Origin of the sequence: Rickettsiella grylli, from assembly GCF_000168295.1 — a bacterium.
Classification (GTDB): domain Bacteria; phylum Pseudomonadota; class Gammaproteobacteria; order Diplorickettsiales; family Diplorickettsiaceae; genus Aquirickettsiella; species Aquirickettsiella grylli.
In genome coordinates this window covers 550,403-571,172 of record NZ_AAQJ02000001.1, presented here as the reverse complement: position 1 = coordinate 571,172, position 20,770 = coordinate 550,403, and the positions used below count along the sequence as shown (strand labels likewise).

Sequence of the window (20,770 nt, the reverse complement as noted above, 5' to 3'; positions counted from 1 at the left end):
TACTACTCCTTCCACCAGGGGATAGCCATTTTACGTGGTCCTGCCAATACTGTGCGTAACCAACGCAAAAATACCGTAACTGAAAAACCATAATGCTCCAATAGGCCAAAAAATGCCATCGCTGCTATCGCCAATAAAAAGCTCCAAACGCGAATATGCAATAAAAATAAAAGCAATGGAAAAGCTGCCCGCGCATCGATCAAAAAAAATCGTGGTATACGTGCTGAATCACGCCAATGTGCCGCAGTAGGAACCCGTGACATAAACCATGACCTCGCTTTGGTTAATATTCTATCAATTATGGCGAGAATCATACAGCAACTGACTTCAAATTTAAAGTTAAGAACTTAAGATAATCATTGCAATAAACGCTTCCTTGTTTAGGCTTTAAGGACTATTTTTTATGGGAAATTAAATGATGTCCCCATTGAGTCAATCAAAATTTAGGATTCACTTGACTCAACTTTAACTAAACGCTTTAATACGCAACCGGTTCCCGTTTAAAAAAGACGATTAGCATAAAATTTTACACGGAACCTATGTTGTTCAATATGTTTAATTGAAAAAATATAATCTACACAAAAACGCAACAGGCCGAATAGCTCAGTCGGTAGAGCAGAAGACTGAAAATCTTTGTGTCGGTGGTTCGATTCCACCTTCGGCCACCAGATAAATCAAACACTTACATCACTTTTAAAATATCCAAAAAATTTATCTGCGCGACTTTTGCGCGACTCCCAGTTTTACATGGCTCTTTTAAGCACCGTGAGTAACGGGATACCTTGACCTACCCCACAAACTTTATTTGCAGCATGAATTAAATTACTTAATTCCGCTTGTGAGTAATGAGTAGTCATACGACTACTTTTATGTCCTAATAAATCTTGGCGATCTTCGAAGCTTACACCTGCTGCATGTAACCGCCGCCCAAAAGTCTGTTTAAGATCATGCACTCGCACCTTTGGTAATCCTGGACGCGCACGTGTCTTTAACCATGCCGAATTAAGCATACGCGTAGTGGATTTCCCTAAGTAAGTAAAAACATATTTAGGATGGATACTACGAACCTGATTAATTACAGAATGTGCAATATCATTTAAAACAACTAAACGATCTTGACGATTTTTCACAAACTTTCCAGGAATCATAAATACTGAGCTCCCATTTAAGCGAACTTCCCATTCCCACTGCAACTTACATACTTCTTGATCACGGCATCCTGTATTGACAGCAAACAATGCCATTCGCTTCAAGTGTGCAAGCAACTCGTTAAATAAACGTGCTTGCTCCTGTCGATCTAACGGATAAGGTTGCTGTCTATCCAATTCGGAAAATAACCGGATTTTAGGAGCAACAGCTATCCAAGTTAAACCATACTCATCTAACCACTCACTAGCCGCCAAATTTAAAATACGACGAACAATCTGTAACCCATGATTAATCGTTCTCGTCTTTACACCTTCTTTTCGACGAGCACCTATATAAGACCAAAGTCCCCATATGAATTCCGTCTAAAGGTAAGCCTCCTATGAACTTATCAAGTACCCTAATGTTACCCGCATCAACGTGAATACTTGCTTTATGTTGATGTTCCATCAAATATTTAGTCGCTGCTTCCTGAAAAGTCCGCTTTGGTCTTATTCCATAGAGACTGGCTTGACGAATCTGTTCGAGACGTCGAATTAAGTAACGTTCGGCTTCTTCGAGCAAGCCTGATCCAGTGCTTTCTGAAATGCGACGCCCGTTGACTTTTTTGTTAATGTGCCAAATGTTCCCGCGTTTAACGAGTCCTGGCATTTTTTTTCTTCCCATGGTTGTCCCCTTTTAACTGGAGGACGACCCTTACACCGCTTATAATCGTCCACCCAAACATCTAAATCAAGTCGGTCAAATGCAATTCCTATTTCCCCAATTGGAATTACTGTTAAGTAAGGTCTCACTTCTTCATTAAATCGATGCCGATCCATTCCTAAATAATTCGGTGCGTCACGTAAACGTATGAGTCTTGGCTGCATATTCTTATCCTTATTTTTGAACTATCCGCTAATCAGATTACTAGAATTATTTGCAAAGAATATTTCAAGAATCTTGTATAGACTTATTTTGTTCATTCATATTCATAAAAAAATAAATGGAGTGGATAAGTATGGAAAACAGCCCTTTTGAGATATTTATTCGAGAATGTGGAACGGTAGAAAAGGCGGCCAAAATTTTGGGCACATCACATCAAAATTTATGTTCTATGCGAAATGGCCATACCTGGGCAAAATTGAAGTTTGCGAAAAAAATTGAAAAATACCTATGGGAAAAACTGAAATATAAAATAGATCCTTTAGATTTGATTTCACCATTGGATCGGATGGAACTAAAGTCGTTATCTCTACCTTTATGCATCATCCTATTAAACTCATGAATGTTTCGATAGCTCATGTGAAATGTAATTTTTCAGTTCCTAGTTTTACCGACCGAGAGCAACGTCCTTTAAACCAGTTTAGACCAGTTATCATCGATGAAAATCAACAACTCATAGCCAACCCAAGCACTTATTTAGTTTATCAGCAACAGAACAAAAAAATGGTTCCTGCTTGGCACTTTTCTTTATCTGATCTGCTAACAAAAAAATATGAGTTGGCTGTATTAGTGCAAACCTTTTTAATCTGCGAACGAGCTGCTATTGGAATTGCGACGAAAAAATATTTAGGAAACCGCCAAGGGCCTCGTTTTCACAAACCATTTCGTCGAAATTTCGACGAAATAAAAGGAAGAACAGATGAATTGATAGCTGCTTTACTTGGCTTTGGTTGCAAAGACAGTTATCGCTACGCTGAGAAAATTCAATTACTCGGCAGTTCTGAACTGGTAAAAGCCGTTGATGAAGGAAAGCTAAAAACTTCCGCAGCTGCACTTCTAACTCGCTTCACTCACAGAAAGCAGCAAAAAATATTAACACATGATAAAAAAGAAATTTCTTCTTTTATTTATCAATCTAAAAAAAGGAAATAAAAATGAGAGAATACGGTTCGGTACAAACCCAATTTTGGTCTGATTTAGCATTACAAAATTTATCTACACACGCCAAATTATTAGCCGTTTATTTATTGACAGGACCGCATACTAATATGTTGGGTTGTTTTCGATTACCCATAGGGTATGTAGCAGAGGATTTAAAATGGAATGGAGAAACAGTTTATCAAGTATTTTCAGAACTATCTCAAGTTAAATTTTTAATTCGAGACACTGAATCTAATTGGATTCTGATCACTCACTTTCTAGATTGGAACCCGATTGAAAATCCAAATCAAGGCAAAAGTCTGAGTAAACTTTTTAAACGAGTTCCAACACAATCAATGGTTTTTAGACCTTTAATAGTAAGCTTATTAGCTCAAAATAAACACTTAGATGAAGGGTTTAAAAACCATTTAGCAACTCTATCGCAACCCTTTCAAAACCAGGAACAGAATCAGGAACAGGATCAGAATCAGGAGAAGGATCAGGAACAGGATGTTGTTTGTAAGCCGTCGTTTATCGGCGGCTTACCCAGCAGCAACTCAAAAATTCCCTTATTAATTAATAAAAAAAGTGTAGTAAATACCATTTCCAACGAAGAAATCATCGATATTCCACTTCAAAATAACGATGTATTTATTCTGGGAAAATGGATATCAACACCTGGAAGAAAATCTATTCAAATATTGATGTTTTGCAAGAGTTGCGCCAAATACAAGCTTGGAATGAAGCTAATCCAAATGCACGAAAAACCCGATCACAGATCTTGCGTCACATCAATGCATGGCTTGCTAAAGAGCAACGTGAGTCTCTACAACAACAGCAGGCGCCTCCCGACCATGATGTAACTCGTTTAGATTCTTCGAGCACAACAACGGCAGCACCTTCAGAAATATTGGCAAGTGCTTGGGATCGAAGCGGGTGATAATCAGTTATCCCAAAATTCTTCTTTTCCTTGACCATTAGGAGCAATTATCCCAATCCCTGTGATAACAACACGTCTTTTCATAGCATATTTCTTGCTACCCAAAAGTTAATGTCCACGCTTTTTCTCCTTTTTCTTTTGCTGTTTAAGTTCAAAACGTTCCTGCTTAATCGCTTCTTTTAATTTACTGTTAAAAGATCGTCTTTCTTTTTTGTTTTTTTCTATTTCCAAACGTAGTGCATCCTGTGCTTTTGAAACAATATTTTTTTTAGAAATTTCCTTTTTCACTTCACGTTGTAAGCGCTTTGGATTAATTTTCCTTTTAACAATTTCATCTTCTTGAGGATTTGAAAATTTAAGCTGATCCATTTTATTTATAACAAATTCAAATACCTCAAAATCACGTGGTTCAGCACCAAATACAATTCTTGCTACGGAGTATTTCCCATCCTGTTCTTTCTCAAATATTCCCACCCAAAAAGGGGATTCAAAGAGAACTGTAAGCTTTATCACAAATATAGCTTTATGTAAGTACAGACAGTTGAAAAGGGTATTTATTAGCTAATTCATAATCAATAATCTTACGTAAACCAAGTTCATCCATGACACACAAAACCTCCTTAATAAAAGCACAGCGTAGCTCATCATTAGATTGTCGCTTAATCCCATAAAAATTAAGCAGCTCTTGAGATTTAACATTAGGCGGACCAAAAAAATTTAAAGCATGCACATACCATTGCCGAATTTTTCGTATTAATTCTTCATCAATATTATGTTTTTCGATATAATGTTTAAGCTGTTTAAAACCAAATGCTTTATGCAAAGGAGATGTAGATATAGGTGCCATGATTTGCTACGACCGTGAGTTTCCTGAAAGTGCAGGTGTGTTAATGCTGGGAGGCGCCGAAATTATACTAACACCCAACGCTTGTGAAATGGAAGAAAATAGATTGTGTCAATTTAAAACCAGAGCATTTGACAATATGGTGGGTGTAGCGCTCACTAATTACGCGGCTCCTCAAAATAACGGTCATTCCTGTGCATTTGATGGTATTGCATTTAACCATGATGGCGTCTCGTAATACATGTATTACCATAGCCGACGAAAAGGAAGGTGTTTTTATCGCTGCATTTAACATTGAGAAAATTCGTGCCTGGAGAAAAAAATGAGACTTGGGGAAATGCCTATCGCAAACCTACTAAATACCAATCTCTAGTTTCTTTAAAAATTAGGGAGCCGTTCATACGGCACAATGCCAAAAGATAAAAAAGGTCGAAACTAATGTTCATCGGATCCATTTCCAGTTTCTCACTAGAGTTATTTAATTGGTAGATAGGCAATCATATTTCTAATTCAAAACGTGTATTTAAGACAAAAGCAAGCAAAGGGCAAATCATGTCTAGTTGTTTAACGCTTTAAAGATAATATCTAGATGTTTAACCGCTAAACTTAAAGGTAATATAGGCTTTTCTTTTTTTAAAACACACTGAACAAAGTGATTATCAAGCTCATAGAAATCATGTTCATGACTGGTATGATTTCCCATTGCGATCAAAAATTTTTCTTCCGTTGGTGTATCATTTTTCTCTGAGTAGTACGTCACCTCATTAGCCTCCCATGATAAATAGCTAAATTTTAATCCGCCATGAGTGCCATAAATTTTAGTCTGATTAGGTGTTTCATTATTAGCGTGACTTGATCTTTCCCAAAAATAGTTTAAACCTGTATCAAATTCCATAGAAACTAGGCCATGTTCTTCTACATTGAACTCTTTATTATTTCGGCTTTTTGAATCTAATCCATTGAGGGTAAATGATTTAATGAATTTTAATTTAGGATTATCATTGAGAATGCCTAAATGAAAAGATAAATCGTATACACCCCAATCTAATAAAGGGCCACCACCACATAATTCTTTTTTATAAAACCATTTAGCATTAGGATGATATTCAATACCAGGTCTTAAGTTTCTATAGATAGCACTATGGTGAATATAATAAATTTGTCCGCATTGACCCGATTAGATAATTTTTTTTATAGCAAAGAATTTAGGCTGTAACCGAGAGTGCCGTGAAGAGCATTCGAAGATTACAATTTCTGGATTTTTACTGGCTTCATCATAAAGCCTATATGTCTCTTCTCGAGTTACCGCAATAGGTTTTTCAAGCAAAACGTGTTTTTTAGCTTGTATAGACTCCATACCAATTTGGTAATGATTATGAGGCGAGGTACAAATAATAACTGCATTAATAAATTTATCATTTAGAATTTTTTTGTAATCGGTGCAAATTCCTTGAAGTTTATATTTTTCCGCAGTTCTTGTTAAGGCCTCTCTAGAGGTATCACAGATCCACTTTATCTCAACATTATTTATTTTTAAAAAGTTACTGATATGATAATCAGCCACCATACCACATCCGATTATTCCAGGGTTACCTATTAAAGGGTGAAAGAATTAGTATTTCTCTTCTGCAACCACTACTGCTTGGATGCCCACCGCAAGCCAATGGAACAGTAAGTATTGAATCTCCTCGTTTGGTTAAAGCAGCAGGGGGAAGTTTGGGAGGTTTACATTGTACTTCTATTTATTGTCCTAAATTTTTTATAAAAAAAAATTTTAATTGCGTTCGATTTGTCTAAAGCAATTGATTTAACAATTAAAATAAAATAACTACCTATTGCGATATTTTTAATTAACTATTTTTAGATAAATTGAAAATTTTATACTAAATGTTATTATTCTTTATGGGTTCAATTTTTATAAAAGGAAAAACAATGAAAACTCTAGAAAAAAATAATTACGAGAAAGGGGTGGATGTATCTAAATGGCAAGGGAATATTAAATGGAATGAAGTAATAAATGATGGAATAAAGCATGCTTTTATTAAAATGACAGAAGGAGGTACTTATACCGATCCCCAATTTGTTGCTAATTGGAATGCCGCTAAAAAAACAGGTATTAGCGTAGGTGCTTATCATTATTTCAGAGGTGCAAGTAGTACACCCGAAGAACAGACAGAAAACATAAGAAAAAACCTGACTTCCATTGCGTTTGATACTACAAAAGATTGGCTGGCTATTGACGTTGAAAAAAGAGGGAATGAGTCGGTAACCCCAGATGCTATGGCAGATAATTTACAGAATTTATTGACTCGAATAAAACGGGATGTTTTGCCAAATTTTGATGTAATAATCTATTGCTCGTCAGGTTATTGGGATAGTGGAGTGAATTGGAAAAAATATGATTTTAGCGTACATCGTCTTTGGGTAGCTCATTGGAACGTAGAAAAACCTCGCCTCCCCAAAACTTGGGACAAACCAGGAACCACATGGTTTTGGTGGCAACATAGCTCAAAAGGCCATGTACAAGGAATCCAAGGCGAAGTCGATTTAGATTGGGTAAATACACCTTCAACTAATTCCTACTGCTCAATTTTATAAGCATTTAAATATTGAAAAATTAGAGTATTTATCTCCTACTTCGCAAAAAGAGGATAACTGGCTGATCAGCAGCAACCGTTGCACCGCGAATGGTATTGGCACACTTTGGCGTTTTGTTATCCTCATTTAAAAGAATAACTTTATTTTACAATCTTACTCTAATGAATTAGATCCCATTGAAAACGTTATGATTATCTTAGAAACAAAACGTCTAATACTGAGAACGTGGAAAGAACAGGATCTTGATCCCCTGTCAGCAATTAATCAAGATCCTTTAGTCTGTGAATTTCTGCCTAAAATTGGAGATCGAGCGACAACAAAAACCTTAATTCAACGTTTTATGAACCATTATAAAAAATATGGTTTTACAGCATACGTCGTAGAATTGAAAAAAAATGGTGAATTCATTGGTTTTGTAGGGTTGTTAGTTACTTCTTTTGAGGCGCATTTCACGCCTGCTATTGAAATGGGTTGGCGATTAGCTTCTCAACATTGGGGGAAAGGTTATGCTACCGAGGCTGCAAAAGCCGTAGTCGATCTTGCGTTTACTACACTGAAGTTAGAAGAAGTTGTTTCATTTACCGTAGAAAATAATAGTCGATCGCGTCGAGTAATGGAAAAGATCGGTATGCATCATCATCCACACGACGACTTTGATCACCCAAAGCTACCAAAAAGCAGCTCTCTTTGTCGGCATGTTTTATATCGATTAAGCCGCGCGAGCACATAAGCTTGCGCGTTCAAATCGTTTAAAAGGTTACAACACTTCGTTTATAACAACACACTTCTACCACTGCTTCCATTTCTTGCACTAACTGGTGATACAAGGTCTTCAGGTATTCTTTCTTACTCGTTGACCAATACTCATTAAAATTTTTACACGCTTGTTCCAATCGCTTAGCACCATAATAAACAGCACCGCCTTGCCATTTGTGTGCAGTCGCTTGAATGCTTTCCCAATCTTCTGATTGATACCCGGCTGCGAGTTTTACTAAATCTTCACTTAAGCCTGTTATCATCAATTGTTGACATTCTTCAATGACTTTCTCATCCCGTAAGATCTTTTTGATTTCATCAAAATCTATTACTGCGCCTTTGATCATAAAGCGTGTTGATGCGGTGGGCTCGTCGGAGGATTCATTCTGCATAAATGTGGTTAATAATTCTTGAACCGTTTCTTTTTTTAAGGGTTTATGAATAACGGCATTCATACCCGCATCAAGACATTCCTGTTTTCTTTCCCCAATATGCGCCGTTAGACCAACGATAGGAATCGTCGCATGATTTTTTTTCCATTGGTTAAGACGTATGCAGTGGGCTAAGGCAATTCCATCTGTATCAGGCAATCCAATATCCATGAGGATCAATTGATACACATTTTTTTGTAACCGTTCCATGGCTGTTTTGCCATCCGGCGCGATATCAATGGTATAGTTAAATTCTGACAGAACGCCGGCAGCGGCTTTCGCTGCTAAAACGTTATCTTCTACTAGCAAAATTTTACTGTTACCTATTTCTTCAGATGAAATCGGTGTGACACGCGTTGTAACCGCTTTATTCGATTTTCCATAATCCGGCAACGGTATTTCTTCTACCGTGGTTTCATCCATCACTAAAGGTTCTTGAAAAGGAATGAAACACGTAAACGTAGCACCGTGATCCAATTCACTTTCAACGTAAATCTCACCATCCAGGTCATCAACGAATTGTTTGACAGTGGTTAATCCTAGACCTAAGCCTTTGTAAATCCCTTTGTAGGAAGGCGTTAAACGCTTGAACCGAATAAAGATCTCCTCTTGCTTATCTTTAGGTATACCCATACCGGTATCACTTACACTCAGTTCGACGATGACTTCTCTTGATTCTTTTTTCTTGAGTGCAATATTGACAGTAACCTGTCCTTTTTTAGTAAAGGTTAATGCATTGGAGAGCAGCTCTAATAGAATACGCTGTACGCGTACGGGGTCACCCATTACGTATTGAGGAATGCGCTCATCATAGTGAAACTGTAAAATGAGTTGCTTTTCTGCGGCCAAGGATTTATTAAGGTTGATGATTTCTTCCAATGGTTGACGTAAATCAAATTTCTTTTTAACGAATGGAATTTCACCCGTAGCGACTTGAATCCCTTCTAAGACATTATTATGGAAATCCAGTAAGGCATGGCTGGATTTAACAAGATCGTTCGCATACTCAGAAATAGTCAGATCGTTAGTTTTTGATTGCAGCAACTCAGCACACCCTATAATGCCAGACAATGGTGTTCGTATATCGTGACGCATGTTTTCTAGAAATTCAGTTTTAGCTTGGTTGGCCACTTCTGCCGCTTCTTTAGCTTGGATAATGGCTTTTTCTGCTTTTTTCTTTTCAGTGATATCAACGTAAACGCCTAAAATACCTATAATATGTTGGTGTTCTATATCATAAATCGGTACTTTACTAACAGACAGTATCTTTTTTTTCTCTGCTAAATACATTGGAACTTCTTTGTTTAAAATAGATTTTCCTGTGCTGAGAATATATTTATCTTCTTGTTGATACTGCATGACTGAATTCTTATCCCAAGGTAATTCATAGTCATTTTTCCCTATCGGATTACTCCCACCAATAGCAGTAACAAAATTATGATTACATAGTTGATATACCAAATTACTATCTTTTACAAAAATATAATTTGGTAAATTCTTAATAATACGCACTAACAATCGGCTATTTATTTGCATACTTTTATTTTCCTCTTCTCATTATTAACAAGCTTAAACAACATTTGCTAATAACTGGGGACTCAATTAATTTCTTATAGTGTATAGAAAAAAACTGAAAGGTAGATTTACTACTCCCTAGACTTGGTTTAGGCCTTAAATGAGAAGTTAGCTCTTGACTAATACATTTAGAAATCTGAGCAGCTTGTTTAACAACACACCCCATATCCGCCGTTATTAAGTAATTTCCTCGTGTTAACTCACCTATAGCAAATAATCTTGGATGTGGCTGTCCACGCGAATTAAGAACTCGCAAAGTCTGTTGATCAACTTCCAGCCCACCTAATAAATGTTGACGTATTAATCCTCGGTTCTGCATTTTACTATAGAGTGATTGACAAAGGATATTGTGTCCTGGGCCCGTTGCATTAAAAAGATGTTTTACCTCAAAACTTGCATTTTTTCCTTGTAAAATATACTTTTCCTGTTGTCGTTTGATAGATTGACATCCCCCTAATACTTTTAATTGTCCCGATTCCAATAGCTGCTGAATTTTATACGCATTATCAAGCGGAAAAGCAGCTAAATAAGTCATCAATGTACTATAATACTTTAGCAGAAATTCTTTTTTATCCTCCAAGCTTAGCTTGGACCATATTAAAGAGAAACTTGGGTATATTGAAAAAAAAACTTGTTGCCATGGTTTCTCTCCTTTTTCAGCTTCATTAATTTCTTTATTCAACCAAGCCAATGCAGTCATATCCTGATAGGATTTTACGATAGAATTAAAGCTACATTGTTTACCTTGTGCAGTACTCACTTCTTTAAAAAATAATTTAATTAATGTATTGAGTGTCATTGTTTTTGAAATAGCGGTAGGTTTTAAATATTGCAGTGGATAGGAAGGAATGCTTTTGGCTAGTACGGCAGGTAGTAAGCCATTTCGTGATGTCATTATAATTGGACCACGATGCTTTTGATTTAAAAGTCTAATAACAATATCAATAGCAGTTAACCGTGTGCCTATAATACCCACAGATTCATTATTTTTTAGCGTAGAAAATGCTAAATTATCCCATGGATTATGCCAATAACCAGGCTGGCCGATATGTTGACTATAATTTTCTGAAGGCATATGTCCTGTACATAATATGACATAGTTTGCTTGCCACGTTCCTCTATTGGTTTCAACTGAAAAATGATCAGTGCCTAATTTACTAATATTTAACACGCTATTTTGCGTTAAGTAATTTACTTTAATATTATATTTTTCAGACTCCTCTTGAAGTTTTTCAGCACGATGTTGCAAATACTGACCAAAAAAATAACGCGGAGAAAAAAAAGAAGCATTATTAGGATATTTTGTTATTAACCAAGTAGAAAATCTTCTCTTATCTTCAGGAATAACTTCCATTTTATCTTTAGGTAAATTCAGGATATATGAAGATTCTTTTTCGGCATAGGGCAAGCCAGCGCCAATGGTATTAGTTTTCTCAAATACCATGATCTCTAATGGATACTTTATAGCGCGAAACTTTAGTTGATTAAATAACTGTAAGCATAAAGAAACTCCAGCAGGACCTCCTCCAATAATGGCAATACGAGAAATAAATAGTTTTTCTTTTGATACGGTAGGCGTAGCATCATCATAAGACATAATTATTATTTTAGTCAAAATTAAAAAAGGAAACTTTAGCACAAAAACCATAATAAAACAGTTTTGAATTTATATGCAAACAACAGCTTCCTTTTAATAAATTAAAACTATATGTTTTAATTTTTTAGTTAATTTTTTGAGAATAATTGGTTTGTAAAAAACATTAGTCCCCCAAATTGAGGTATTTTTGTTTTTTTCTTTATTAGCATGCAGTACAAACAATCGTTGAGTTAATTCATTCACGAAATTAGTCTGCACAGTGGATCCGCTGGTATAATCAAATACTTACACTACTTTTAATTTATATTATATAAAATCCTTGGGCGACTTTCTCGCGAATTCCATACTTTCTTAAATTACTTGCGAGGCTACGTCAGATATTGTTGACTATTAAAAGTGAAAATTTCAATGTAGTTCTTTCATCGATAACTTTGCGATCAATCTCTCTATAATTACGTGCTACTTCTTGAGTAAAAATATCAAAATCCGTTTTACCCTTTAGATTGGCACTTAACCCTGCCTTTTCCATTTTTTCTACAGTAAAAGCATTGGTAACCAAGGTATCTACCCTCTGTATCTTTCCAATAAATACAAGCAGGTACAGCATCTAATATTGTCTGAACAAAAGGAGGAATATTTTTCATATTTATGTTAGATTGCATGGCTAAAAAAATAGTTATTTGTAATTAATCTATTAAGGTATATATGCGTGCACTTTTATTTAAAAATCATAAGAATAGACACTCTAAACTATTATTTACGTCAGTTAATTTGCAAAACGCTAAACTTTGTCATTATAAGGGCTTATTGAAACAAGCAATAGACCATTCTCATCGGATATTATCATTCCAAAAGATATTCCCTCGAAACTAAAAGATCTATCTAATAAAAAAGAGTATTTTGACTATATTCATTATAATCCCCATAGCACTCAAGATATGTATGGTGAAAATGATTTAGCCAAGTTTCCTATGTTTTCAGGAGGATATATTAATTTTGGTTTCTGGAAGGGAATAAATTACAAAAATAATCCCCTTACTGAAGAAATAAGAACACAAAGTGCGATAAATTTATATCAATATGTATTTAAGCAATTAAATTTAAATCAAAACAGTGAGGTTATTGAAATAGGAAGCGGGCAGGGAAATGGTTGCGTAATATTATCCAACAATTTTGTCCTAAACGAATCGTTGGGTTAGATGCTGTTTATCAACAAACCGAACGAGCTAAACATCGGCATGCTGATTTTCTCAAATTGCATCCAGAAATTAAGTTTTTTACTGGATTAGCAGAAAAAATTCCATTTCAAAATAATTCATTCAGCCATCTTATTTCAATTGAAGCAGCCTTACATTTTTCATCCATGACAGATTTTTTTCACGAAGCAAGTAGAGTACTTAAACCGGATGGAAAATTGTTAGTCGCCACTTTTTTCCTAAAAATGCAAAAACGTTAAAAGAATTAAAAAGTTTGCTACCCAAATATCATATTTATATGAATGATTTTACTATAGATAAAGTTCAAGAATGTGCTACAAAATTTCAAAATATAAAAATCATCTCTATCGGAGATAATGTTTGGGAGGGCTTGGATGAGTGGTTAAAACGTGATGAATTAAAACAATCTTGGTCGCGCCTTTGGCTACAAGCTTATAAGACAGGCCTTATAGATTATTATGTTATTGAAGCCAATCCATTCAGCTTAGAAGAAAAATTAAAAAATCAATCTGTTGCATCATTAAGAATGGATCAAATACGATAATAATTATTATAAAATAAGGCTATAGTTTATGTTTTCTACACGTATTTTACGCGCTCAAGTGTTTTCTCTATTTAGGCAAAAACAGAGTATTAAAAAAAATAAAGAACTCGTTTTTTATTTTCCTTTACATAAAGTGGAATTTCACACACATCAAAAATTAATTTTTAAAAATTTTACAATTTTCCATAATAATGAAGAAGCTACACAACAAACTATAAAAGAAATTTTTGTAGATGCCTCCTATCAGTTTAAATCTAACAAGGAATATCCTGTTATTATTGACGCTGGCAGCAATATAGGCATTGCCACTTTATTTTTTAAATACTATTACCCTAAAGCTAAAATTCTTTGTTTTGAGCCTGATCCGAATGTTTTTAAGCTTCTTGAGCTTAATATAAAAGCGAATCAACTTAAAGACATCACATTAGTTAATGCAGCGCTTTCTAACAAAAAGGGAAAAGCCAATTTTTATGGTCAAATTTATCAAAATAAACCAGATACTAGGGAAATTCTATTATAAAAACGTGGGGGGCACAAAGAGATATTTATGATGAAATATCTGTCAATTCAGTAAAGCTCTCTTCCTATATTCAATGTACTGTAGATTTCTTGAAATTAGATATTGAAGGTGCTGAAGAATTAGTTTTAACCGAATTAGGAGATAAATTGTATCATATAAAAGCACTCGCAATTGAACATCACAAAGCGAAGGGTATGGAAGAAATAAACGATCTAAATCGAATTAGTTATTTGCTAAATAAGTATAGTTTTCACTATAAAATTAGTTCCAATGATATTTCAGTTCTACCTGACGCCGTGAAAAAATGGTCTGATGAGGTAAAACCCGCTTTGTATACTATTCGTGCTGCTAAGCCCTAGCAAATAAAATATTTTTTTAAGCTATTGGACTATCGCGGTCAAGAACGCATTTTGGAAAATCAGGATAATCCATTTGCCTGGGTTGTTTTAGCGCAGCTCGCCGCGGTAGAAACAAAACAAGATAATGATGCACGCTTTCAAAAATTTAGTTTAGCCCGACGTCTTTATGAACACGATTTGAGTCGTGACAGGATCATTGTGCTTTCACGTTTATAGACTGGGTGCTTACACTGCTTAAGCCTTTAGAGATACGTTATAATCAAGCCTTATCATTCAATGCTTCTTTTGAGTGAATGAATCTCGCTTCAAGGTTTATGGGTATTGCAAGAAGTTTATATAACGTGTTTCGCCCTCTTTCGTGGAAATAAATAGGTATGGCAACTCAATTTCGAATATCTTTGGCCTTTTCTGTTTTTTGCAGGATACTTCTACACCGACTATAATCTAAGTTCTTTAAATGCGAAAAGGAACGACTGAAAGATGAAATGGATTAAACCGGTCTATACGGAGATGCGTTTTGGTTTTGAAATAAATATGTACATCTATTACTCCTAATTGCATCCGGAATGGATAAAAATGCGACTCAAAATTCTCGGATCAGCCGCAGGCGGAGGGTTTCCGCAATGGAATTGTCACTGCAGCAATTGCCAAAACGTACGTGTAAAATCGATAACCACGCTTTCGCGTACACAATCCTCGATTGCCATCAGTGAAAATAGTAAAAAATGGATTCTTGTCAATGCATCTCCTGACATACGCAAACAACTGGAAGACTTTCACGAAGCACAACAAACGAACCGGTTACGCGATTCAGGAATTTGGGCCATCATTTTGACAGACAGCCAAATTGACCATGTCGCAGGATTACTTTCACTACGGGAAGCTGAAAAATTAATCATCTATTGCACCGAAGTAGTTCGAGAAGAACTCACATACCATTTGCCACTGTTTGAAATTTTAAAAAACTACTGTGTGATTGAATGTAATCGTATTCATGATTCGCATGTTTTTACGGTTCAAGGATTCGAAAACTTACGATTAACACCTATCGATTTACCGGGAAAGTCTCCGCCGTATTCTCCTTATAGACACACCCCTAAACGTGGTGCGAATACGGCTTTGATGATTTTAGACACGCTCACCCAGAAGACTATTTTTTATGCACCCGCCATTGCGCAATGGGATGAACCGTTATTTCAACGGATGAATAATGCGGATTGTGTGCTGGTTGATGGTACATTTTGGCACGACGACGAAATGTCGCGCACCGGAATAAATAACAAATTAGCCGCCGAGATGGGACATTGTGCGCTCGCTGGCGAGGAAGGGTTGCTTTCTCATTTGAATGCACTGCAAAAGCCGAGAAAGATAGTTATTCATGTGAATAATACGAATCCGATACTCAATACAACCTCTTCCGAATACGCGCAACTCAATCATGCAAACGTTGAAATCGCCTATGATGGAATGGATATCTTACTTTAGGAGCGCTGTTTTATGCCGACTAAACGCTGCGAAGTATCATTGTCTCAGAGTGTATTTGAAAAAAAAATTTTAAACCTTGAAAAATATTATCATATCCATCATCCTTTCAATCAATTAATGAACGATGGCCAATTGACTCGGCAACAAATTCAACAGTGGGTGATTAATCGCTTCTATTATCAAGTCAATATCCCTGTAAAAGATGCTGCTATTTTATCCAATTGTCCTCTACGGGAGATACGAAGAGAATGGGTGAAACGGATCATTGAACACGATGGCGATGTCATTAATCCCGGTGGAATTGAAGCCTGGCTGACATTGGGAGAAGCGTGCGGACTGACGCGTAACTTATTGTGGTCTATGAAATATGTCCTGCCGGGCGTGCGCTTTGCAGTAGACGCTTACATTCAGTTTACACGAACGCATCCATGGCAAGCTGCGGTTTGTTCATCGTTAACGGAGCTTTTTGCACCCGAAATCCATCGCCAACGTTTAACGAATTGGCCCATCCATTATCCATGGATGGATTTAAACGCATTAGCTTATTTTCGTTGTCGATTAAATCAAATCAATCATCATGTCAAAAAAGGCTTACAATGGACACTCGAAAATTTTCAAACACACGAACAGCAAACACAAGCATTGGCTATTTTAAAATTTAAATTAGAAATTCTTTGGTCAATTTCAGACAGCCTTTACTTAGCCTATGTATTAGGTCACCCTCCCATCACATTTTCAAAGGATGATACATGATACAGGAAAATCAATTCAATCTGGATGCACCGATTGGTCTTGCTTCAGGGTTTCGCTTGCAATGGGAAAAAAGCCAAGCGCGCTATGTACTGCTTTATCCCGAGGGAATGATAACACTCAATACCACTGCGGCTGAAATTTTAAAATTATGTGACGGTTACCGCTCTATTACAACAATAATTAGTGCGTTACACACTCAATATAAGCACGGTGCAATCCTTCATTTAACCGAAGATACGCATCATTTTTTAATCACCGCACTACAAAAAGGGTGGTTAACCGTTTTTTAAATGTTAGGAAAACATCAAAAAGCACAGGACACACCATCACCACCCCATTGGTTATTGGCGGAACTCACCTATGCTTGCCCCCTACAATGTATTTATTGTTCGAATCCATTAGACTTTAGTCAACGTAAAAAAGAATTAGATACAAAATGCTGGATACAACTATTGCGTAACGCGCGAGAATTAGGTGCTGTTCAATTAGGTTTATCGGGGGGGGAACCGCTGTTAAGAAAGGATCTAACCCTTATCGTGAGCGAAGCACATGCATTAAATTATTATACGAATCTTATTACCTCTGCAGTTGGACTTAATGAAAATCGTTTAATAGAATTAAAAAATGCGGGTTTAGATAGTATACAAATTAGTCTTCAAGCCCCTACTGAACGATTAAATCATCACATTGCCAGAACAAAATTATTTGAGCATAAACTATTCATGGCAAAAAAGGCCAAAGAAAAACGTTTTAAGCTTACTTTAAATATCGTTATTCATCGATTAAATATTGATTCTGTTGGCGAACTATTAGATTTAGCGTTAGATTTAAAAGCCGATTATATTGAATTAGCGAATACGCAATATTATGGTTTTGCTTTCGTGAATCGCGATCGCTTGTTGCCCACCTTTGAACAAATAAAAAAAACGGAAGCTCTTGTAGGAGACTATCAGAAACGCTATCGCGATAAAGCCAAAATTTATTACGTTATTCCCGATTATTATCGTAATCGACCCAAACCGTGTATGAATGGTTGGGGTAAAATTTTCTTAACCATTACACCAGACGGTTATGCGTTGCCCTGCCATTCCGCGAGAATAATACCGAATTTGATTTTTCCGACCATTCATGAACATAGCTTACATTGGATATGGTATGAATCCCCGTTATTTAATACGTTTCGAGGCCATCAATGGATGAAAGAACCGTGTCGCTCTTGTTCGTTGCGATTTAAAGATTTTGGCGGTTGCCGTTGTCAAGCGTATTTACTCCTTAACGATGCGTATGCGACAGACCCGGTCTGTGATTTGTCACCGAAGCACGGGGTCATTCAAGAAGCGATTGACCGCGCGATGGAGAATACCTGCAAAGAAATTCCGTTGATCTATCGAAATACACGGACTTCAAAATCCTTTTTAAAGTAATGAAACGTTTAGGGGGTATTCAACGAACTGTCTCTTGCAACACCAATATCACCAGTAATTCCCCCTGCAATAATAAGAAGTGCTGCTGTAAACGGTGAGACGGCCGAAGAAATCACCGCGGTAAAAGATAATAAAGCCAATAAAATGACTCCTAAAATAATTACCATAATAAATAAAAATTTAGAATGAACATAAGAAGGCTTAAAGGCCAAGAGTGCTAAGAACACGCTTGCAAAGGAAATAAGAAAAATAAAAGCGCCGATGAAAAGCTCCTCTGATTGCGGAATGCTTTGGTTGTAGTCATAGATAAATTTCTCTGCAAAGAAATAACTCAATGATCCGATTAGTCCTAAAAGCCCTCCGATCAGTATGATAATTTTTGCTATCGTTTTAAGGTTCATCCGGATTTCCTCTGATTCGGTAAAGCGAAGGCAATGACTTCGTCACTCACGTTCGGTGTTAAAATAGTATTACCGCCGGCAACAAACACCACATATTCTCTGCCTTGATATTCATAAATAGCGGGAATCGAAACTGCCGGTGCAGCGACCTGAGCACTCCACAGTACATCACCTGTCGTCAGATCCAATGCACGTACTCGCGAATCCATAGAAGCGCCGATAAAAATTAACCCGCTTCCTGTAATAACAGGCGCACCAATGGTAATACTTCCCCAGGATTTTGGCATATAAAAACCCCATTTTTGCACTTCACCAAAAGGCTTTTTCCATAATCGTTGTCCTGTATTCAACGCATAAGCAGAAATTTCACCATACGGTGGTTTCCAGCAAGGCATACCGAAAGGGTTTAAAAAGGTCTCTAATTTAAATCCATAAGGCGCACCTGCCATGTCATACATGCCAAACGCTTCGCCTACATTGGCAGTGTGATGATGTTTAAGAAAATCATTATAAACCTCGCGTGGTATTAATTTATAAATTTGTACCGCCATCGAACTATTCACCACAAAAATTTGTTTATTCGGATCGATCGCACCACCACCCCATTCCACACCCCCTACGGTTGCGGGGAAAATAAGACTTCCTTGTTCGCTCGGCGGCGTAAAACGACCTTGATATTTTAGTGTGGCTAATTTTCGTGAGCAGTAGCCAAAACTAAGCCAATCGGAAAGTTTAAAAATACCGGGCCATTTATCCGAAACAACGGGAATGGGATAGGGAACCGTGGGTTGCGTACTCGCGGCAACCTCGCCTTTTGCATCTGAAGCAGGCACTGGCTTTTCAATAATTGGGTAAATCGCTTCTCCTGTGTAACGATTCAAAATAAATAAATAACCTTGTTTCGACGTTTGGATTAAAGCAGGAATCGTTTTACCGTCTTTCTTAATGTCTACCAGTGAGGGCGCGGCGTTTGTATCCAGATCCCACAGATCATGATGAACGAACTGTTTACTCCAGATGACATGCCCGTTATGCGCATTTAAAGCAGTCATCGACGTTCCAAAAGGAATCGGTGTTAAACGATTCCCTCCCCAAAAATTGGGGCTCGGTGAACTGATTGGTAAATAGACAATTCCTTTGTCTTTATCTACCGACATACTGGCCCACACATTGGATGTACCGGTTTTCGGGGCGATATGAGCGGGTATTGTCTGGAAAGTCCACACCAACCGACCCGTTCGTGCATCTAAACCCAAAACATTACCGACGGGATCAATAGAATATTCCCAATCTTTACCGGCCCAACCTAAAATGAGCAAATCTTTATAGACGGTGGGTGGCTGTAAAATGGCTAACGGCCAAAGATCGGGATGGGTATTCCATTGATTAATATCTAACTGGCCCTGCACACCGAAATCGGTACAACGTTTTCCTGTATCTGCATCGATGGCGTATAGTTTCCCATCCATAGTGCCGCTATAAATCCGTTTCTGACAACTCCTTCCGGGAATCATCGTTTTCGCCTGCCAATAAGCGACACCTCGCGTTTTTAAAGCCGGTTGCACCAATGTTTTTAAGCTCGCACGTGGATCAAAAACCCATTTAATTTGACCGGTCGCAGGATTAAGGGCAAAAACGCGATAAAAAGGCGTGCTCACATAAACGGTATTATTAACAAAAAGCGGTGTTGCTGACCACACCGTAGGCGGTAATTGACCTTTTCCCGTAGAAAAATCGCCCGTATGGATTTCCCACGCAACGGACAAATCGCGAACATTATGGGGAGTAATTTGAGTTAATGAAGAATATTTCTGTGCGTTTAAATCACCATTGAATGTTGGCCAGGTCGTGTTTTCTGCAGAAAGGCTGACCATGTGAAAACACATAAAAAAAAATGCGATCCATTGAATAAGGTTGCTCATTCTTTAATCCATGTAGCGACGTAAATAAACCATCCACAACCCGCTAACAGTATGAAAATAAACAGCAACCTGCTTTCTAAGAAATAAGCGGCGCATAATGTACCAAATAACAACACCATCATCAGCATATTGACGCCCACGTGTATCCATCGATAATGATCGTGTCGGAAAAAGTAAATAAGCCCGCTTAATAAAGTCATTGTCAACGTCGTTAAGCTGACTAATTCAGCCCCGCCAGTATAACGAATTGGACTTGCCGGAAGAAAAAAATTAAATAACGATACAATCAATCCAATCGCAGAAAACAGGAACATCATCCCTATTCCTAACCGTTTTTTGTCTTTAAGCAACATCGAGCTATCCTTTCGTTTTTAAAGACGTCATGGCGTTTAATCCTTACTTACCCTGTAGCG

At 36.9% G+C, this 20,770-nt stretch carries 29 protein-coding genes, 1 tRNA gene and 1 pseudogene; 17 read left to right on the top strand and 14 right to left on the bottom strand.

The features are described from left to right. Positions 1-2 precede the first annotated feature (2 nt). A complete protein-coding gene (icmT, locus tag RICGR_RS02580; RefSeq protein WP_006035456.1) occupies positions 3-263 on the bottom strand; it encodes an IcmT/TraK family protein in 261 nt (86 codons plus the stop codon). Positions 264-592: 329 nt separating this feature from the next. Between icmT and RICGR_RS02575 the strand changes: the two genes are divergently transcribed. Next, positions 593-668: transfer RNA gene (locus tag RICGR_RS02575), tRNA-Phe, on the top strand. 75 nt (positions 669-743) lie between these two features. Here RICGR_RS02575 and RICGR_RS02570 read toward each other — a convergent pair. After that, positions 744-1,403: a tyrosine-type recombinase/integrase gene (locus tag RICGR_RS02570; RefSeq protein ID WP_240992201.1), complete on the bottom strand. Its 660-nt coding sequence runs from the start codon at positions 1,401-1,403 to the stop codon at positions 744-746. Between the two features lie 34 nt (positions 1,404-1,437). Then, positions 1,438-1,812, bottom strand: a complete 375-nt coding sequence (locus RICGR_RS07895) for a hypothetical protein (RefSeq protein WP_240992200.1) — start codon at positions 1,810-1,812, stop codon at positions 1,438-1,440. Between the two features lie 334 nt (positions 1,813-2,146). On the opposite strand from RICGR_RS07895, the gene RICGR_RS02560 reads away from it, so the two are divergent. From RICGR_RS02560 to RICGR_RS07430, 3 genes are read left to right on the top strand one after another with little or no spacing between them, the layout of a single operon-like run. Next, on the top strand, positions 2,147-2,413 hold the full coding sequence (locus RICGR_RS02560) for a hypothetical protein (RefSeq protein WP_006035078.1): 267 nt from the start codon (positions 2,147-2,149) through the stop codon (positions 2,411-2,413). 17 nt (positions 2,414-2,430) lie between these two features. Next, complete coding sequence (locus RICGR_RS02555) at positions 2,431-3,003, top strand: hypothetical protein (RefSeq protein WP_240992199.1); 573 nt, start codon at positions 2,431-2,433, stop codon at positions 3,001-3,003. A gap of 2 nt (positions 3,004-3,005) precedes the next feature. Next, a complete protein-coding gene (locus RICGR_RS07430) occupies positions 3,006-3,854 on the top strand; it encodes a hypothetical protein (RefSeq protein ID WP_006035526.1) in 849 nt (282 codons plus the stop codon). Between the two features lie 80 nt (positions 3,855-3,934). Here the strand turns inward: RICGR_RS07430 and RICGR_RS08135 are convergent, their stop codons facing one another. Genes RICGR_RS08135 through RICGR_RS02540 form a run of 3 tightly spaced genes read right to left on the bottom strand, consistent with a single transcriptional unit; the run spans position 3,935 to position 4,778 of the window. Further along, positions 3,935-4,015, bottom strand: coding sequence for a beta-ketoacyl synthase N-terminal-like domain-containing protein (locus RICGR_RS08135; protein WP_420806101.1), 81 nt, complete (start codon positions 4,013-4,015; stop codon positions 3,935-3,937). Between the two features lie 24 nt (positions 4,016-4,039). Then, positions 4,040-4,444 (bottom strand): YjdF family protein, encoded by a 405-nt coding sequence (locus RICGR_RS02545; protein WP_006034762.1) that lies wholly within the window; start codon positions 4,442-4,444, stop codon positions 4,040-4,042. Positions 4,445-4,454: 10 nt separating this feature from the next. Continuing rightward, complete coding sequence (locus RICGR_RS02540) at positions 4,455-4,778, bottom strand: hypothetical protein (RefSeq protein ID WP_006035367.1); 324 nt, start codon at positions 4,776-4,778, stop codon at positions 4,455-4,457. On the opposite strand from RICGR_RS02540, the gene RICGR_RS07890 reads away from it, so the two are divergent. Beyond that, positions 4,777-5,013 carry a nitrilase-related carbon-nitrogen hydrolase gene (locus RICGR_RS07890; RefSeq protein ID WP_050763986.1) on the top strand — a complete coding sequence of 79 codons (237 nt, stop codon included), beginning with the start codon at positions 4,777-4,779 and terminating at the stop codon, positions 5,011-5,013. The genes RICGR_RS02540 and RICGR_RS07890 overlap by 2 nt on opposite strands. A gap of 318 nt (positions 5,014-5,331) precedes the next feature. Here the strand turns inward: RICGR_RS07890 and RICGR_RS08130 are convergent. Further along, positions 5,332-5,940 (bottom strand): annotated as a pseudogene (locus RICGR_RS08130) (Gfo/Idh/MocA family protein); the annotation flags it as partial. A 12-nt stretch (positions 5,941-5,952) separates the two neighbouring features. Next, on the bottom strand, positions 5,953-6,354 hold the full coding sequence (locus RICGR_RS02525; RefSeq protein WP_275113651.1) for a Gfo/Idh/MocA family protein: 402 nt from the start codon (positions 6,352-6,354) through the stop codon (positions 5,953-5,955). Between the two features lie 353 nt (positions 6,355-6,707). Between RICGR_RS02525 and RICGR_RS02520 the strand changes: the two genes are divergently transcribed. Together RICGR_RS02520 and RICGR_RS02515 are read left to right on the top strand one after the other, a co-directional pair. Next, on the top strand, positions 6,708-7,373 hold the full coding sequence (locus RICGR_RS02520) for a glycoside hydrolase family 25 protein (RefSeq protein ID WP_040615128.1): 666 nt from the start codon (positions 6,708-6,710) through the stop codon (positions 7,371-7,373). A gap of 187 nt (positions 7,374-7,560) precedes the next feature. Beyond that, positions 7,561-8,103: a GNAT family N-acetyltransferase gene (locus tag RICGR_RS02515; RefSeq protein WP_006035624.1), complete on the top strand. Its 543-nt coding sequence runs from the start codon at positions 7,561-7,563 to the stop codon at positions 8,101-8,103. 19 nt (positions 8,104-8,122) lie between these two features. Here RICGR_RS02515 and RICGR_RS07885 read toward each other — a convergent pair whose 3' ends face one another. The 3 genes from RICGR_RS07885 to RICGR_RS02500 all read right to left on the bottom strand — a co-directional run bounded on the left by RICGR_RS07885 (position 8,123) and on the right by RICGR_RS02500 (position 12,339). After that, the gene (locus RICGR_RS07885; protein ID WP_006035036.1) at positions 8,123-10,096 is read right to left on the bottom strand and encodes an ATP-binding protein; all 1,974 of its coding nucleotides are present in this window, start codon (positions 10,094-10,096) and stop codon (positions 8,123-8,125) included. 4 nt (positions 10,097-10,100) lie between these two features. Then, positions 10,101-11,732: an FAD/NAD(P)-binding protein gene (locus RICGR_RS02505; protein WP_240992197.1), complete on the bottom strand. Its 1,632-nt coding sequence runs from the start codon at positions 11,730-11,732 to the stop codon at positions 10,101-10,103. A 373-nt stretch (positions 11,733-12,105) separates the two neighbouring features. After that, positions 12,106-12,339, bottom strand: coding sequence for a PAS domain-containing protein (locus RICGR_RS02500; RefSeq protein WP_040615127.1), 234 nt, complete (start codon positions 12,337-12,339; stop codon positions 12,106-12,108). A 543-nt stretch (positions 12,340-12,882) separates the two neighbouring features. Here RICGR_RS02500 and RICGR_RS02495 point away from each other — a divergent pair. The 10 genes from RICGR_RS02495 (at position 12,883) to pqqE (ending at position 18,034) form a co-directional block, all read left to right on the top strand. Next, a complete protein-coding gene (locus RICGR_RS02495) occupies positions 12,883-13,188 on the top strand; it encodes a class I SAM-dependent methyltransferase (RefSeq protein WP_040615125.1) in 306 nt (101 codons plus the stop codon). Between the two features lie 38 nt (positions 13,189-13,226). Next, on the top strand, positions 13,227-13,493 hold the full coding sequence (locus RICGR_RS02490) for a hypothetical protein (RefSeq protein ID WP_040615124.1): 267 nt from the start codon (positions 13,227-13,229) through the stop codon (positions 13,491-13,493). Positions 13,494-13,521: 28 nt separating this feature from the next. Continuing rightward, positions 13,522-14,013: an FkbM family methyltransferase gene (locus RICGR_RS02485; RefSeq protein WP_040615123.1), complete on the top strand. Its 492-nt coding sequence runs from the start codon at positions 13,522-13,524 to the stop codon at positions 14,011-14,013. Further along, positions 14,007-14,372: an FkbM family methyltransferase gene (locus tag RICGR_RS02480; protein WP_081441673.1), complete on the top strand. Its 366-nt coding sequence runs from the start codon at positions 14,007-14,009 to the stop codon at positions 14,370-14,372. Before RICGR_RS02485 ends, RICGR_RS02480 begins: the two co-directional genes overlap by 7 nt. Positions 14,373-14,423: 51 nt before the next feature. After that, complete coding sequence (locus RICGR_RS02475) at positions 14,424-14,588, top strand: hypothetical protein (RefSeq protein ID WP_240992196.1); 165 nt, start codon at positions 14,424-14,426, stop codon at positions 14,586-14,588. A 264-nt stretch (positions 14,589-14,852) separates the two neighbouring features. Beyond that, positions 14,853-14,927: a pyrroloquinoline quinone precursor peptide PqqA gene (gene pqqA / locus RICGR_RS08125; protein ID WP_071661041.1), complete on the top strand. Its 75-nt coding sequence runs from the start codon at positions 14,853-14,855 to the stop codon at positions 14,925-14,927. Between the two features lie 21 nt (positions 14,928-14,948). After that, on the top strand, positions 14,949-15,857 hold the full coding sequence (pqqB, locus tag RICGR_RS02470) for a pyrroloquinoline quinone biosynthesis protein PqqB (RefSeq protein WP_006035578.1): 909 nt from the start codon (positions 14,949-14,951) through the stop codon (positions 15,855-15,857). 12 nt (positions 15,858-15,869) lie between these two features. Continuing rightward, the gene (gene pqqC / locus RICGR_RS02465; RefSeq protein WP_006035857.1) at positions 15,870-16,610 is read left to right on the top strand and encodes a pyrroloquinoline-quinone synthase PqqC; all 741 of its coding nucleotides are present in this window, start codon (positions 15,870-15,872) and stop codon (positions 16,608-16,610) included. Further along, the gene (pqqD, locus tag RICGR_RS02460) at positions 16,607-16,900 is read left to right on the top strand and encodes a pyrroloquinoline quinone biosynthesis peptide chaperone PqqD (protein ID WP_006035045.1); all 294 of its coding nucleotides are present in this window, start codon (positions 16,607-16,609) and stop codon (positions 16,898-16,900) included. The genes pqqC and pqqD overlap by 4 nt, the downstream gene beginning before the upstream one ends. Continuing rightward, positions 16,901-18,034 (top strand): pyrroloquinoline quinone biosynthesis protein PqqE, encoded by a 1,134-nt coding sequence (pqqE, locus tag RICGR_RS02455; RefSeq protein WP_006035997.1) that lies wholly within the window; start codon positions 16,901-16,903, stop codon positions 18,032-18,034. 8 nt (positions 18,035-18,042) lie between these two features. Here pqqE and RICGR_RS02450 read toward each other — a convergent pair whose 3' ends face one another. The 3 genes from RICGR_RS02450 to RICGR_RS02440 are packed head-to-tail and all read right to left on the bottom strand — an operon-like array spanning position 18,043 to position 20,710. Next, positions 18,043-18,435 (bottom strand): hypothetical protein, encoded by a 393-nt coding sequence (locus RICGR_RS02450; RefSeq protein WP_006035234.1) that lies wholly within the window; start codon positions 18,433-18,435, stop codon positions 18,043-18,045. Beyond that, positions 18,432-20,357 (bottom strand): pyrroloquinoline quinone-dependent dehydrogenase, encoded by a 1,926-nt coding sequence (locus RICGR_RS02445; protein ID WP_006035138.1) that lies wholly within the window; start codon positions 20,355-20,357, stop codon positions 18,432-18,434. Before RICGR_RS02445 ends, RICGR_RS02450 begins: the two co-directional genes overlap by 4 nt. After that, positions 20,354-20,710: a hypothetical protein gene (locus RICGR_RS02440; RefSeq protein WP_006035937.1), complete on the bottom strand. Its 357-nt coding sequence runs from the start codon at positions 20,708-20,710 to the stop codon at positions 20,354-20,356. Before RICGR_RS02440 ends, RICGR_RS02445 begins: the two co-directional genes overlap by 4 nt. Between the last annotated feature and the right edge of the window lie 60 nt (positions 20,711-20,770).